Source organism: Thalassovita sp. (assembly GCF_965218685.1).
Lineage (GTDB): Bacteria > Pseudomonadota > Alphaproteobacteria > Rhodobacterales > Rhodobacteraceae > Thalassobius.
Genome location: NZ_OZ244657.1, coordinates 2,700,546 through 2,713,833, shown reverse-complemented (window position 1 = coordinate 2,713,833; position 13,288 = coordinate 2,700,546). Strand labels below are relative to the sequence as shown.

Sequence of the window (13,288 nt, the reverse complement as noted above, 5' to 3'; positions counted from 1 at the left end):
CGAATCGGATTGGATGAGCAAAATCAAAGCTCTATAACCGAGGCATGATTACAGAGCTTGGCCACTTCGCCCTTATCCTTGCCGCATTGGTCGCCGTCGTGCAGGCCATCGTTCCCCTCATTGGTGCGCATAAGCGCTGGCCCGGCTGGATGGCCGTTGCCGAACCGGCCGCGAACCTGCAGTTTTTGCTGACTGCGTTTTCCTTTGCCGCGCTGACCTATGCCTTTGTCACCTCGGACTTTTCGCTGCGCCTTGTGGTGGCGAACTCACATTCTGCCAAGCCGATGCTGTACAAAGTGTCCGGCGTTTGGGGCAACCACGAGGGCTCGATGCTGCTGTGGGTGCTGATCCTGACGCTTTTCGGTGCGATGGCGGCCTGGTTCGGCGGCAATCTGCCCCCGACGCTGAAAGCGCGCGTTCTGGCGGTGCAATCGGCGGTGTCGGTGGCGTTTTTTGCTTTCATCCTGTTCACCTCGAACCCGTTTTTGCGCATGGCCGTGCCGCCCTTTGACGGCCAGGACCTGAACCCGCTTTTGCAGGACCCCGGCTTGGCCTTCCATCCGCCGTTCCTGTATCTGGGCTATGTGGGGCTGAGCATGGCGTTCAGCTTTGCCGTCGCCGCCTTGATCGAGGGGCGCGTGGACGCAGCCTGGGGCCGCTGGGTGCGCCCGTGGACACTGGCCGCATGGATTTTCCTGACAATCGGTATCGGTCTTGGGTCTTGGTGGGCCTATTACGAACTGGGGTGGGGCGGCTTCTGGTTCTGGGACCCGGTCGAAAACGCCAGCTTTATGCCCTGGCTGATCGCGGCGGCTCTGCTGCACTCGGCCGTTGTTGTCGAAAAACGTGAAAGCCTGAAAAGCTGGACCATCCTGCTGGCGATCATGGCGTTTGGGTTCAGCCTGATCGGCACGTTCATCGTGCGCTCGGGTGTGATCACCAGCGTGCACGCCTTTGCCAACGATCCCGAACGAGGCGTGTTCATTCTGGCCATTCTGGCAGTATTCATGGGCGGGGCGCTGATGCTGTTCACCGCGCGCGCCACCGCGATGGAGGCCAAGGGCGTCTTTGGTCTGATCAGCCGTGAAAGCGGGCTGGTGCTGAACAATATCCTGCTGGCCGTCAGTTGTTTCGTGGTCTTCATCGGCACGATCTGGCCCTTGGTGGCCGAGATCGCCTTCGACCGGAAACTTTCGGTTGGGGCACCGTTCTTCAACATGGCGTTTTCGCCCTTCATGCTGGTGCTTGGTCTCGTTCTGCCAATTGGCGCGATGATGCCCTGGAAAAGGGCCTCGATAAGGCGGACCTTCAAGCCGTTGGTGCCCGCGCTGGTATTGGCGCTGGCGCTGGCCGGTTTGGCTTGGGCCATGCAATCCGGTCGCAGCCTGTTCGGCCCTATCGGTGTCTTTCTGGGCGCCTGGCTGGTTGCCGGGGCTGCGGTCGATCTTTGGAGCCGCACCGGCCGCAGCGGACGTTTTGCGCGCCTGACGCGCCTGCCGCGCGCCGACTGGGGCAAGGCCGTTGCCCATGGCGGGCTGGGCATCACCATGCTGGGCGTTGCGGGCCTGATGGCGTGGGAGCAAGAGGATATTCGCGTCGTCCAGCTGAACGAACCTTTCGAGGTCGCGGGCTATACCCTGCGTCTGACCGAGGTGAACCGTGTGCAGGGCCCGAACTATTTCTCGACCATGGCAACGATGGAGCTGTCCAAAGACGGGCGCGCCATTTCGACCTTGCATCCTGAAAAACGCCAATATCCCGTCGCCCGTATGCCCACGACCGAAGCCGCGATCGACGGTGGTTTCCTGCGTGACATCTATGCCGTGATCGGGGATCCGCAGGAAAACGGGGGCTGGGCCGTTCGCGTTTACTATAAGCCTCTGGCGAACTGGATCTGGGGTGGCTCGATCCTGATGGCTTTGGGCGGTGCGCTAAGCCTGTCGGACCGCCGCTACCGCGTTGCCGCCGGCGCCCGCAAGCGCCAACCTGCCGGAGTACCCGCGGAATGAAACGCCTGATCCTCGCTTTTTGCCTGCTGTTGGCCGTTCCTGCCTATGCAGTGCAACCAGACGAAATTCTGGACGATCCCGCGCTCGAGGCCCGTGCGCGAGAAATTTCCAAGGACCTGCGCTGCCTGGTGTGCCGTAACGAAAGCATCGATGATTCCAACGCCGAGCTGGCCCGTGATTTGCGCATCCTGGTCCGCGAGCGTCTGCTGGAAGGTGACACTAACACCGAGGTCGTGGACTATGTCGTTGACCGATATGGTGAATACGTGCTGCTGAAGCCATTGACTGGCGGCGTGAACTGGGTTCTGTGGGGCGCCGGCCCCCTGATGTTGATCCTGGCGTTGGGGCTGGGGCTGACCTATGTGCGCCGCCGTTCGATCACTTCCGAGGGGCCCTCGCAAGAGCTGAGCGCAGAAGAGCAGGAACGCTTGCGCGAAATTATGAAAGAGTGACGCGCGGTTTGCCCTTTACCTGACCGGGTGGTCGGTTAAGCTGCGCCCGAACAGGAAACCGGAGCCCGCCGCATGGACTATCAAACCATCACTTTCGAGATCGCCGACGACATCGCCGTGCTGACGCTGAACCGCGCAGACAAGATGAACGCCCTGAACACGCAGATGCGCGCCGAGGTGGCCAATGCCGCCCGCGAGGCCGGTCAATCGGCCCGTGTGCTGGTGATCACCGGCGCCGGTAAGGCATTTTGCTCGGGGCAGGATCTAAGCGATCGGGCGAACGCTGCCAACCTGGATCTGGAACGCACCCTGCGCGATGAATACATGCCCATGCTGAAGGCGATCTTCGATTGCCCAATCCCCACGATCTGCGCCGTCAATGGTCCGGCTGCGGGGGCAGGGGCCAACCTTGCGCTGGCGGCCGACGTGGTGATCGCGACCGAAAGCGCCTATTTCCTGCAGGCCTTCACGCGGATCGGCTTGGTTCCCGATGCAGGCGGCACCTATTGGATGACGCGCAACATGGGCAGCGCCAAGGCCATGGGCGCTGCGCTGTTCGCCGACAAGATCAGCGCTCGGCAGGCCGATGATTGGGGTATGATCTGGGAGGCCGTTCCCGACGCTGAATTCGAAGCCATCTGGAAGGCCCGCGCCGCGCATTTGGCCAAGGGCCCGACCATGGCCTATCAGCACGTCAAAGAGGCGATCCGCGGCAGCTGGGATAATACGCTGAACGAACAGCTGGCTCTGGAAGGGCGCGCGCAGGGGAAATGCGGGCAAAGCCGCGATTTCAAAGAAGGCGTGCTGGCCTTTACCGAGAAGCGCCCGCCGCACTTCGAGGGCCGCTGAGCCATCCGAATGACAAGGGGCGCCGCCATCTGGCCGCGCCCTTTTTTGATGCCCAAACGAAAAACGCCGCCCCTGTGGGACGGCGTTTCTTTTTTCTTTGAAGCCTTGGCTTAGCCGCGGTCTTCGACATCGGTGTAGCTGCGCGCGTTTTCGCCCAGGTACAGCTGACGGGGACGGCCGATTTTCATCTGCGGATCGCCCAGTTGCTCTTTCCACTGCGAGATCCAGCCCACGGTCCGCGACATGGCGAAGATCGGAGTGAACATCGAAGTCGGGAAGCCCATCGCCTCGAGGATGATGCCCGAGTAGAAGTCCACGTTCGGGAACAGTTTCTTGTCGATGAAATAGGGGTCGTTCAGAGCGGTGTGCTCCAGTTCCTTGGCAACCTGCAGCAGCGGGTTGTTTTCCACGCCCAGCAGTTCCAGCACTTCGTCGGCCGACTGTTTCATCACGGTCGCACGGGGGTCGCGGTTCTTGTAGACGCGGTGGCCAAAGCCCATCAGGCGGAACGGGTCGTTCTTGTCCTTGGCGCGGGCGATGAACTCGGGGATGCGATCGGGGGTGCCGATCTCTTTCAGCATCTCAAGGCACGCCTGGTTGGCGCCACCGTGGGCCGGACCCCACAGGCAGGCGATGCCGGCAGCGATACAGGCGAACGGGTTCGCGCCGGACGACGACGCCAGACGCACGGTCGAGGTCGAGGCGTTCTGCTCGTGATCTGCGTGCAGGGTAAAGATGCGGTCCATGGCGCGGGCCAGGATCGGGTCCACGTGATACTCTTCAGCCGGAACCGAGAAGCACATGTGCAGGAAGTTGGCCGCATAGGACAGATCGTTGCGCGGGTACACGAAGGGCTGACCGATCGAGTACTTGTACGCCATTGCAGCGATGGTCGGCATTTTGGCGATCAGGCGATGCGAGGCGATCTCGCGTTGGCGCGGATCGCTGATGTCGGTGCTGTCGTGATAGAAGGCCGACATTGCCCCCACAACCCCAACCATGGTGGCCATCGGGTGCGCATCGCGGCGGAACCCACGGAAGAAGTTGTGCATCTGCTCGTGGATCATCGTGTGACGGGTGATCGTCGTCTCGAATTTTTCCAGTTCGGCCGCGGTGGGCAGCTCGCCGTACAGCAGCAAATAGCAGACTTCCAGATAGTGCGACTGGGCGGCCAGCTCGTCGATGGGATAGCCACGGTGCAGCAGGATGCCTTCGTCACCGTCGATATAGGTGATGGTCGAGTCACACGCCGCGGTCGAGGTAAAACCGGGGTCATAGGTAAAGACGTGGCCTTGGGCGTAGAGCTTGCGGATGTCGAGGACATCAGGACCAACCGAGGGGGACAGGATGGGCAGTTCGATGGTCTTGTCATCGAAACTCAGCGTGGCTGTTTTGTTAGTATCAGTCATGGTGTTCCCTTCATCACTGGCCTCATGCGCGGACCGCACGGGCATTGGTAATTGCTAGGCGCAAGGATTGATTAACGGATTATCCGTTCCTCCTCAGGCCGCTGCGTCGGTCAAGCGGGCAAGTGTCTCCTCCTGCCCGAGAACCAGCATCATATCGAAAACGCTGGGGGTTGCGGCGCGCCCGGCAAGGGCGGCTCGGATGGGTCCGGCAAGCTTGCCGAACTTCAACCCTTGCGCTTCTGCGAACTGGGTGGCGGTCGCCTCCAGCTCGTCTCGGGTCCAGCTAGCATTTTGCAACTGCGGCGTCAATTCTTTCAGTATACCACGGGATACATCATCCAGGTTCTTCGCCGCTTTCTGATCCGGTTGAATCGGCCGATCTGCAAATACAAATTCAGCTTTTTCAATAAGTTGAGGGAAGGTTTTGGCGCCACCCTTCAGGCAGTAGATTGCTTTTGACAGCAGGATATTTTTCTCTTCAGACAATTCTTTCTGTCCGGTGACCTTCCGGAAAGCAAGAAGTTCATGCAGCACTGCGGCATCGTCAGACGATGCAAGGTGCTGACCGCACAGATTTTCCAACTTTTTGAAGTCAAAACGGGCAGGGGATTTGCCGATTCCCGACAGATCGAACCATTCCTTGGCCTGTGCGTCGGTAAAGAACTCGTCATCGCCATGGCTCCAGCCCAGACGCGCCAGATAGTTGCGCATGCCAGCGGCCGGATAACCCATCGCCTGGTATTCCTCGACCCCCAGCGCACCGTGGCGTTTCGACAATTTCTTTCCGTCCGGCCCGTGGATCAGCGGGATATGCGCCCAAACCGGCACGTCCCAGCCCATCGCATCATATACCATCTGCTGACGGGCGGCGTTCATCAAGTGATCGTCCCCGCGGATCGCGTGGGTCACACCCATATCATGGTCATCAACAACAACGGCCAGCATGTAAACCGGGGTGCCATCCGAACGTAACAGGATCATGTCGTCCAGCTGATCATTGCGGATGGTCACGTCGCCCTGAACCTGATCGCGAATGATGGTTTCGCCATCTCGCGGGGCTTTGATCCGCACTACATAGGGGGCATCGGGGAAGGTCGCGGGATCGGCGTCGCGCCAGGGGCTGCGATATAGCGTCGATTTGCCCTCGGCCCGCGCGGCCTCGCGGAAGGCCTGGATTTCCTCTTGGGTGGCAAAACACTTATAGGCCTTGCCCTCGGCCAGCAGCTGCAGGGCGACCTCGGCGTGACGGTCGGCGCGTTCGAACTGGCTGACTACCTCGCCATCATGGTCCAGCCCCAGCCAGTCCATGCCCTTCAGGATCGCCTGTGTTGCCTCAGGGGTCGAGCGCTCGCGGTCCGTGTCCTCGATCCGCAGCAGAAACTTGCCGCCACGGCCCCGCGCATAAAGCCAGTTGAACAGGGCAGTGCGCGCGCCGCCAATGTGCAGATAACCAGTGGGTGAGGGGGCGAAGCGGGTCACGACTTGGGTGGACATCGGGATTTAACCTTTCGGTAACCATGAGGGGGTTAGCGTTTTGCCGTCTGTCTATCGGTCCGCTGGTTCAAGGACAAGGACTTGCAGCCGTCAAGCATAGGAGAATGGGCGTGCCAGGGTTTCGCACGATCGGGGACAGTCTGGGAATGGTCCTGCTGCATCAGCGCCTTCACCTGTTTCCATGGAGCCCAGTTTTCCTTTCCCTTGGAATTGGCCTTTATTTTCTGCTGCGGTTCGAGCCGGGCTGGCAGGTCTATGCGCCCCTTTGCGTGACCGCCCTGGCATGCCTGACGCTTGCCCTGCGCCGGGGCCCCGAGGTCTCGCCCATTTTCTGGGCCGTGGGGCTGACTTGCTGCGGTTTGCTGCTGGCCGGCGCAAGGGCGCATTCATTGCAAAGCCCGGTGCTGGACTGGCGCTATTACGGGCCCATCCAGGGGCGCGTGGTGCAGGTGGATCGTTCCAGCTCGGACGCGCTGCGGCTAACGCTGGATCAGGTGGTGCTAGAGGATGTTGCCCCCGAACGCACGCCTCAAAGGGTGCGCGTTTCCCTGCACGGAGATTGGGACTTGCCACGCCCGATGCCGGGTCAGGTGGTGATTACCACCGGGCATCTTTCGCCTCCGGCTGGCGCGGTCGAGCCCGGCGGATTTGATTTCCGCCGCCATGCGTTTTTTCGTCAGCTGGGCGCCGTGGGCTATACCCGCAACCCGGCTCTGATCTGGCAGGACCGGCAAGGGGGCGTTCCCATCGGGGCGCTGCGCGCGGCGTTCTCGGCGAAGATTCAGGCGGGACTTCCCGGTGATGCAGGCGCCTTTGCCGCGGCCGTGATGACCGGGGATCGTGCCCCCATGCGGCTGGCCACGGTCGAGGCATTGCGCGCCTCGAACCTGGCTCATTTGCTGGCGATTTCGGGGCTGCACATGGGGCTGCTGGCCGGGGTGGTCTTTGCGGCCGCACGGGTGGCTTTCGCGCTGGTTCCCTATGTGGGTTTGCGCCTTCCGGCCAAGAAAATCTCGGCCATGATCGCACTGGTGGTTGCGGCCTTCTACTTGCTGCTTTCCGGCGGCAGCATCGCAACCGAGCGTGCATTCGTCATGGTTGCGGTCATCCTTTTGGCCGTGGTGTTCGACAGACGTGCGATCAGCCTGCGCGCCGTGGCGGTTGCGGCGTTCGTCGTGCTTGTCATGCGCCCCGAAGCTTTGCTGAGCCCCGGTTTCCAGATGTCATTTGCGGCAACCACGGCGCTTGTTGCGGTGTTCGGCTGGTTAAGGGACGGGCAAGTGCCGCTGGGCCCCAAGTGGTTGCGGCCCGTGGTGGCGGTGGTCATCTCGAGCGCGGTGGCGGGGGCTGCAACAGCCCCCTATGGCGCCGCGCATTTTAACCAGATTTCGCAACTGGGCCTGATTGCCAACCTGCTGTCTGTGCCCTTGATGGGGGCCCTGGTGATCCCGGCAGCGGTTGTCGCCACCTGCCTGTTGCCACTGGGGCTGGAATGGATGGCACTTTGGGTGATGGGGCACGGGCTTAGCTGGATCCTGGGCGTGGCCAACTGGGTGGCCGGAATGGAACACGCTACGCGCCCGATACACAGCCCCGGTTGGGTGGTTCTTCCCGTGCTGACGTTTGGGGCGTTGATGGTGATCTTGTGGCACGGGCGTGCCAGGTGGCTCGGGGCTGTTCCAGTTGCACTGGCCTTGGGGGTTTGGAGCGCAACGCCGCGCCCTTTTATGCTGATCGATCAATCTGGCGCCCTGGTGGGCATCATGACTGACCATGGGCGGGCGCTGAGTAAAGCTAAGGGGCAGGGTTTTGTCGCCCGCAGCTGGCTGGAAAATGACGGAGTTCGATTGACTCAGGAAAGAGCTGCCGGCCTGTGGCCTCGCGCGCCTGTTGTCTCGGGGCTGCAAATCCGCGTGGTTTCGGGCAAGGCGGCACAACTTGCCAGTTGTAACACGGCGGAATGGCTGATCTCGGGCAAAGACTTGCCCGATGGTCTTCCCTGCCGTGTAACGGACGGGCCGATACTGGAAAATACCGGAGCGATAGCCGTTTATCGCACCGCCCATGACCCCCGTTTGGTGACAGAGCGGCAGATTACAGGCTGTCGTTTATGGACGCAATGCGGCCGTGACGGGGATCAATAGCTGCGGATCAGACCGACCAGACGTCCCTGAACCTTGACCTTGTCCTCGGGCAGAACGCGGGTTTCATAGGCGGGGTTTGCGGCCTCCAGTGCGATGGCGTTGCCGCGACGGTAGAACCGTTTCAGCGTGGCCTCCTGATCTTCGACCAAGGCCACCACGATGTCACCATTATCGGCCACCGTCGTCTCGCGGATGATCACCACATCGCCATCATTGATCCCGGCCTCGATCATCGAGTCGCCCTTGACCTCAAGCGCGTAATGCTCGCCCTGGTTCGATATCATCTGGCTGGGCACCGCCACATTATGCGAGGCGTGGGCAATTGCTTCGATGGGAACGCCGGCTGCGATGCGGCCCATCACAGGCAGCTCGATCGCTTGGGCCGCTTCGACCGGCATAGCGGCGGGTGGCGTCTGGTCGGGCCGATCACCATCGATCACGCGCGGGGTAAAACTGGCCTCACCACCCAAAGCCTCGGGCAATTTTACGATTTCGATTGCACGGGCACGGTGCGCCAACCGGCGGATAAATCCACGTTCCTCCAGCGCTGTGATCAACCGGTGGATGCCGGATTTCGATCGCAGGTCCAGCGCCTCTTTCATCTCGTCGAACGAGGGCGGAACCCCGTCTTTCTGCATGCGCTTGTGGATGAATTCCAAGAGATCCAGTTGTTTCTTGGTCAGCATGTGCCACCCCCGATACCAGTTGGTTTGGGTTTGTTCTACGCATGTTCTTGTTTTGTGTCAACAGTTTCGCGACTTGTTCTGCTTTTCACCCAGTGGTGGAACGGATAAGCGGTTCCCTAAATGGGCAGATAATCGACGCAGTCACCGACCTTGCGCGGGCCATCTTCGGGCGGACGTACGATCAGCGCGTTGGCCTCGGACATTACCGACAAAAGTGAGCTGTCCTGACGGTTGAAAACGGTGATGCGGCCATTTTCAACCCGGCCGCGCATGTAATGTTCGCGCGGGCCGTTGGCGGGGATGTCAGCGGCCAGTGGGGCGCTTAGGCGCTCGCGCGATCCCGGAGCGAACCCCAGCATGGCCCGGATCATCGGCAGCACAAACACATGCCCGCAGACCATGGCCGAGACCGGGTTCCCCGGAAGTCCTACCATCACCGCATCCCCCATCCGGCCCGCCATCAAAGGCTTTCCAGGACGCATTTTCACCTTGTAGAAGCTTTGCTGTAGCCCCAGCTGATGGGCCACGGCGCCGACAAGGTCGTGATCGCCAACCGAAGCGCCGCCGATCGTCACCACCAGATCCGCGCCCTGGGCCAGGTCAAACGCCATCTCGATCGAGGCAGGGTTGTCCTTGGCAATCGGCAGGATGCGGGCCGTGGCTCCGGCCTGATCGAACAGGGCCTTCAGCCCAAAGGTATTGGACACGATGATCTGATCGGGGCCGGGGGTGTCGCCGGGCATCACCAGCTCGTCCCCGGTGGAGATCAGCGCAATATCGGGCTTGCGCGCCACCGTCACCGTTGGAATGTTCATCGAGGCCAGCAGCGCAATATCATTAGGGGCCAGTAACCGCGGGGCGCTTAGGGTGAAGCCTTCGGAGAAATCATTGCCAGCAGGGCGGATATTGGCGTTCTGTCCGGGGTCCTGATCAATGGTGATCGTGTCGACAAAGCGGTCAACGTCTTCCTGAATGACCACGAAATCGACGCCCTCGGGGACGGGGGCGCCAGTGAAAATGCGTACGGCCTGACCCGGGCCAACCGAGCCCTCAAAGCCATGGCCCGCTGCGCTTTCGCCGATGATCTTGAACTTGGCGCCAACGGCGACCTCGTCGGCGCGCACGCCATAGCCATCCATGGCCGAGGCAGCAAAGGGCGGCTGAGTGCGTTTGGCCACCGCGTCCACGGCCATCACACGGCCCAAGGCCTGGGCCAGCGGCACATCTTCCGTGCCCAAGGGGCGGACCAGCGCGAAAAGCTGCTCAAGGGCCTCGTTTACCGTAATCATTTCGCCTCGTAACGCCCTGATTTTCCACCATCTTTCAGGATAACGCGGATGCCGCCGATTTCCATGGCCTTGTCCACGGCCTTGATCATGTCATAGACGGTCAGCGCGGCGGTGCTGACGGCGGTCAACGCCTCCATTTCCACGCCGGTCTGGCCGGTGGTTTTCACCGTTGCTTCGATCTGAACGCCGGGCAGGTCAGGGTCCAGCGTCAGTTCGACCGCGACCTTGGTGACGGGCAGTGGATGGCACAGCGGAATCAGGTCGGGCGTCTTCTTGGCCCCCATGATGCCAGCCAGACGCGCGATCCCTAGAACATCACCCTTCTTTGAGCGACCTTCGGCAATGATATCAAAGGTTTCTGAGGCCATCTTCACCCAGCCCGCCGCCGTTGCAACGCGCGCGGTCACGGCCTTGTCGGACACGTCCACCATGTGCGCGTCGCCCTTGGCGTCGAAATGCGTGAGGCCAGCCATCAGACGCTCCCCGGCATCAACGGATTGGCCAGCAGAGCGCGGGTTGCAGCGGCCACATCGTCCTGTCGCATCAGGCTTTCGCCGATCAGGAACACACGCGCGCCATAGCGGGCCATGTCCGACAGATCCTCGGGGGTGAACAGTCCCGATTCCGAGACCAGCATCCGGTCCGCCGGGGCCAGCCGCGACAGGCGGCGCGTGGTGTCCAGCGTGGTTTCGAACGTCTTGAGGTTCCGGTTATTGATGCCGATCATGCGCGATTTCAGCAGGGCGGCGCGTTCCAGTTCGGCCTCGTCATGCACCTCGATCAGCGCGTCCATGCCCCAGGCATGGGCGGCGTCCTCAAGCTCTTGCGCTTGTGCATCTGACACGCTGGCCATGATGATCAGGATACAGTCAGCCCCCAGCGCGCGCGCCTCGGCGACCTGATAGGTGTCATACATGAAATCCTTGCGCAGGGCAGGCAGATCGCAGGCATCGCGCGCGGCGGTCAGGTATTCCTTGGCACCCTGAAAGCTGGGCGTATCTGTCAGCACGGACAGGCAGGTCGCCCCCCCGGCCTGATAGGCTTGCGCCAGCGCGGGCGGATCGAAATCGGGGCGGATCAGACCCTTCGAGGGGCTGGCTTTCTTGATCTCGGAAATCAGGCCATAGCCATTGCGCGAGGCACTGAACAGCGCGTCGGCAAAGGGGCGTATGGGGCTGGCCTCGCGAGCTTCGGCCTCGACGGCCTCCAGCGGTTTGGCGGCCTTGTCGGCGGCGACCTCTTCCAGTTTATAGGCCTTGATCTTGTCCAGAACGGTGCCGGTTTCGGTCATGCGCTTGCCTCCGAGGTGATGCGGGCCAGGGTTTCCACGGATTTCAACGCCGCGCCGCTGTCGATGGATTCCTTGGCGATTTCAACACCTTCTGGCAAGGTGGTGGCCTTGTCCGCCACGACCAGCGCACAGGCTGCGTTCAGCAGAACCGCATCGCGATAGGCTCCGGTGGTGCCCTCCAGCAGGGCGCGCAGGGCTTTGCCGTTTTCCTCGGGCGTACCGCCCAGAATGGCGGACAAAGGATGCACGGGCAGGCCAGCATCCTCGGGGTGGATCTGGCGGCTGTGGATCTGCCCATCTTCCAGAGCGGCCACATCGGTGGTGCCGGTGATCGTGACTTCGTCAGTGCCGTCCGAGCCATGCACAAGCCACGCCTTTTCAGAGCCCAGCGTCTGCAGCGTTTCGGCCATCGGGAAGATCAGGTCGGGCGCGAACGCTCCGGTCAACTGGCGTTTTACACCGGCCGGATTGGTCAACGGGCCCAGGATGTTGAAGATCGTCTTGCAGCCCAGTTCCTGCCGGACGGGCATCACGAATTTCATCGCCGGGTGATGCATCGGAGCCATCATGAAGCCGATCCCGGCCTCGGCCAGACCCTTTTCAACCACATCTGCGCCGACCATTACGTTGATGCCCATTTGGCTCAGGGCATCTGCCGCGCCGGATTTTGAACTCAGGTTCCTGTTGCCGTGCTTGGCCACCGGCACGCCGGCACCCGCAACCACAAAGGCCGTCGCTGTCGAGATGTTCAGCGTGCCCATGCCGTCGCCGCCGGTGCCGACAATGTCCATCGCGCCTTCGGGCGCCTGAACGGCCAGGCATTTGGCGCGCATGACGGCAGCTGCTGCCGCATATTCAGCAACGGATTCACCGCGCGCGCGCATCGCCATCAGCAGCCCACCAATCTGAGCGGGGGTGGCGTTGCCTTCGAACAGCTCTGCAAAGGCGGCCTCGGCCTGGGAACGGGACAGAGGCCCCTCGGAGGCGGCAAAAATCAGGGGTTTCATCGCGTCGCTCATGCGGGCACCTTCATTACGTTCAGGAAGTTTTGCAGCATCTTGTGACCATGTTCGGACCGGATGGATTCGGGGTGGAATTGCACGCCATGGATCGGCAGCGTGCGGTGTTGCAGACCCATGATGGTGCCATCTTCAAGCTCGGCGGTGACCTCAAGGCAGTCGGGCAGGCTTTCGCGTTCGACCACCAACGAGTGATAGCGCGTTGCCTGGAACGGCGAGGGCAGGCCGGCGAAAAGGCCTTTGCCGGTGTGATGCATCACACCCATCTTCCCGTGCACGATCTCGTGGCAGCGCACGACCTTGCCGCCAAAGGCCTGACCGATGGTCTGGTGGCCCAGACACACGCCCATCAGGGGGGTTTTGGTCTCGGCGGCGGCTTCGGTCAGGGCCAGGCAGATGCCCGCCTGATCCGGGTCACAGGGGCCGGGCGACAACAAGATACCCGCCGGGTTCATCGCCATGGCGGTCTGAACATCCAGCGCGTCATTGCGGCGCACGACCACATCGGCGCCCAATTCGCCCAAATAATGCACGAGGTTATAGGTGAAACTGTCGTAGTTATCGATCAGAAGCAGCATCAGCGCGGTCTTTTCATACAGGTCATGTGTTTTGGGGGCTGGAGGCGCCTCCCTTGGTCGCGGTATAC

General features: G+C 61.7%; 12 protein-coding genes. 4 read left to right on the top strand and 8 right to left on the bottom strand.

The window, feature by feature from the left end:
- Nucleotides 1–44 precede the first annotated feature (44 nt).
- The 3 genes from ACOQOQ_RS13390 (at nt 45) to ACOQOQ_RS13380 (ending at nt 3,310) form a co-directional block, all read left to right on the top strand.
- On the top strand, nt 45–2,009 hold the full coding sequence (locus ACOQOQ_RS13390) for a heme lyase CcmF/NrfE family subunit (protein ID WP_420567485.1): 1,965 nt from the start codon (nt 45–47) through the stop codon (nt 2,007–2,009).
- Entirely contained in the window at nt 2,006–2,461 is a 456-nt protein-coding gene (locus ACOQOQ_RS13385) for a cytochrome c-type biogenesis protein (protein WP_420567484.1), read from the top strand. Before ACOQOQ_RS13390 ends, ACOQOQ_RS13385 begins: the two co-directional genes overlap by 4 nt.
- 72 nt (nt 2,462–2,533) lie before the next feature.
- The gene (locus tag ACOQOQ_RS13380) at nt 2,534–3,310 is read left to right on the top strand and encodes an enoyl-CoA hydratase-related protein (RefSeq protein ID WP_420567483.1); all 777 of its coding nucleotides are present in this window, start codon (nt 2,534–2,536) and stop codon (nt 3,308–3,310) included.
- A 110-nt stretch (nt 3,311–3,420) separates the two neighbouring features.
- Here ACOQOQ_RS13380 and ACOQOQ_RS13375 read toward each other — a convergent pair whose 3' ends face one another.
- Nucleotides 3,421–4,719, bottom strand: coding sequence for a citrate synthase (locus ACOQOQ_RS13375; protein ID WP_420567482.1), 1,299 nt, complete (start codon nt 4,717–4,719; stop codon nt 3,421–3,423).
- A gap of 93 nt (nt 4,720–4,812) precedes the next feature.
- A complete protein-coding gene (gene gltX, locus ACOQOQ_RS13370; RefSeq protein ID WP_420567481.1) occupies nt 4,813–6,213 on the bottom strand; it encodes a glutamate--tRNA ligase in 1,401 nt (466 codons plus the stop codon).
- Between the two features lie 104 nt (nt 6,214–6,317).
- Here gltX and ACOQOQ_RS13365 point away from each other — a divergent pair, with 104 nt between their 5' ends.
- The gene (locus ACOQOQ_RS13365) at nt 6,318–8,357 is read left to right on the top strand and encodes a ComEC/Rec2 family competence protein (RefSeq protein ID WP_420567480.1); all 2,040 of its coding nucleotides are present in this window, start codon (nt 6,318–6,320) and stop codon (nt 8,355–8,357) included.
- On the opposite strand, the gene lexA is transcribed toward ACOQOQ_RS13365, so the two are convergent.
- From lexA to ACOQOQ_RS13335, 6 genes are all read right to left on the bottom strand, one after another.
- Nucleotides 8,351–9,043, bottom strand: a complete 693-nt coding sequence (lexA, locus tag ACOQOQ_RS13360) for a transcriptional repressor LexA (protein WP_420567479.1) — start codon at nt 9,041–9,043, stop codon at nt 8,351–8,353. The genes ACOQOQ_RS13365 and lexA overlap by 7 nt on opposite strands.
- Nucleotides 9,044–9,159: 116 nt before the next feature.
- The gene (glp, locus tag ACOQOQ_RS13355; protein WP_420567478.1) at nt 9,160–10,332 is read right to left on the bottom strand and encodes a gephyrin-like molybdotransferase Glp; all 1,173 of its coding nucleotides are present in this window, start codon (nt 10,330–10,332) and stop codon (nt 9,160–9,162) included.
- Nucleotides 10,329–10,805, bottom strand: coding sequence for a cyclic pyranopterin monophosphate synthase MoaC (gene moaC, locus ACOQOQ_RS13350; RefSeq protein WP_420567477.1), 477 nt, complete (start codon nt 10,803–10,805; stop codon nt 10,329–10,331). The genes glp and moaC overlap by 4 nt, the downstream gene beginning before the upstream one ends.
- On the bottom strand, nt 10,805–11,623 hold the full coding sequence (gene trpC, locus ACOQOQ_RS13345; protein WP_420567476.1) for an indole-3-glycerol phosphate synthase TrpC: 819 nt from the start codon (nt 11,621–11,623) through the stop codon (nt 10,805–10,807). Before trpC ends, moaC begins: the two co-directional genes overlap by 1 nt.
- Nucleotides 11,620–12,642, bottom strand: a complete 1,023-nt coding sequence (trpD, locus tag ACOQOQ_RS13340) for an anthranilate phosphoribosyltransferase (RefSeq protein WP_420567475.1) — start codon at nt 12,640–12,642, stop codon at nt 11,620–11,622. Before trpD ends, trpC begins: the two co-directional genes overlap by 4 nt.
- Nucleotides 12,639–13,220 carry an anthranilate synthase component II gene (locus ACOQOQ_RS13335; RefSeq protein ID WP_420567474.1) on the bottom strand — a complete coding sequence of 194 codons (582 nt, stop codon included), beginning with the start codon at nt 13,218–13,220 and terminating at the stop codon, nt 12,639–12,641. Before ACOQOQ_RS13335 ends, trpD begins: the two co-directional genes overlap by 4 nt.
- Between the last annotated feature and the right edge of the window lie 68 nt (nt 13,221–13,288).

Coding starts and splice junctions, on each gene's coding strand:
- ACOQOQ_RS13390 (WP_420567485.1), top strand. CDS start 45: ATGATTACAGAGCTTGGCCACTTCGCCCTTATCCTTGCCGCATTGGTC.
- ACOQOQ_RS13385 (WP_420567484.1), top strand. CDS start 2,006: ATGAAACGCCTGATCCTCGCTTTTTGCCTGCTGTTGGCCGTTCCTGCC.
- ACOQOQ_RS13380 (WP_420567483.1), top strand. CDS start 2,534: ATGGACTATCAAACCATCACTTTCGAGATCGCCGACGACATCGCCGTG.
- ACOQOQ_RS13375 (WP_420567482.1), bottom strand. CDS start 4,719: ATGACTGATACTAACAAAACAGCCACGCTGAGTTTCGATGACAAGACC.
- gltX (WP_420567481.1), bottom strand. CDS start 6,213: ATGTCCACCCAAGTCGTGACCCGCTTCGCCCCCTCACCCACTGGTTAT.
- ACOQOQ_RS13365 (WP_420567480.1), top strand. CDS start 6,318: ATGGGCGTGCCAGGGTTTCGCACGATCGGGGACAGTCTGGGAATGGTC.
- lexA (WP_420567479.1), bottom strand. CDS start 9,043: ATGCTGACCAAGAAACAACTGGATCTCTTGGAATTCATCCACAAGCGC.
- glp (WP_420567478.1), bottom strand. CDS start 10,332: ATGATTACGGTAAACGAGGCCCTTGAGCAGCTTTTCGCGCTGGTCCGC.
- moaC (WP_420567477.1), bottom strand. CDS start 10,805: ATGGCTGGCCTCACGCATTTCGACGCCAAGGGCGACGCGCACATGGTG.
- trpC (WP_420567476.1), bottom strand. CDS start 11,623: ATGACCGAAACCGGCACCGTTCTGGACAAGATCAAGGCCTATAAACTG.
- trpD (WP_420567475.1), bottom strand. CDS start 12,642: ATGAGCGACGCGATGAAACCCCTGATTTTTGCCGCCTCCGAGGGGCCT.
- ACOQOQ_RS13335 (WP_420567474.1), bottom strand. CDS start 13,220: ATGCTGCTTCTGATCGATAACTACGACAGTTTCACCTATAACCTCGTG.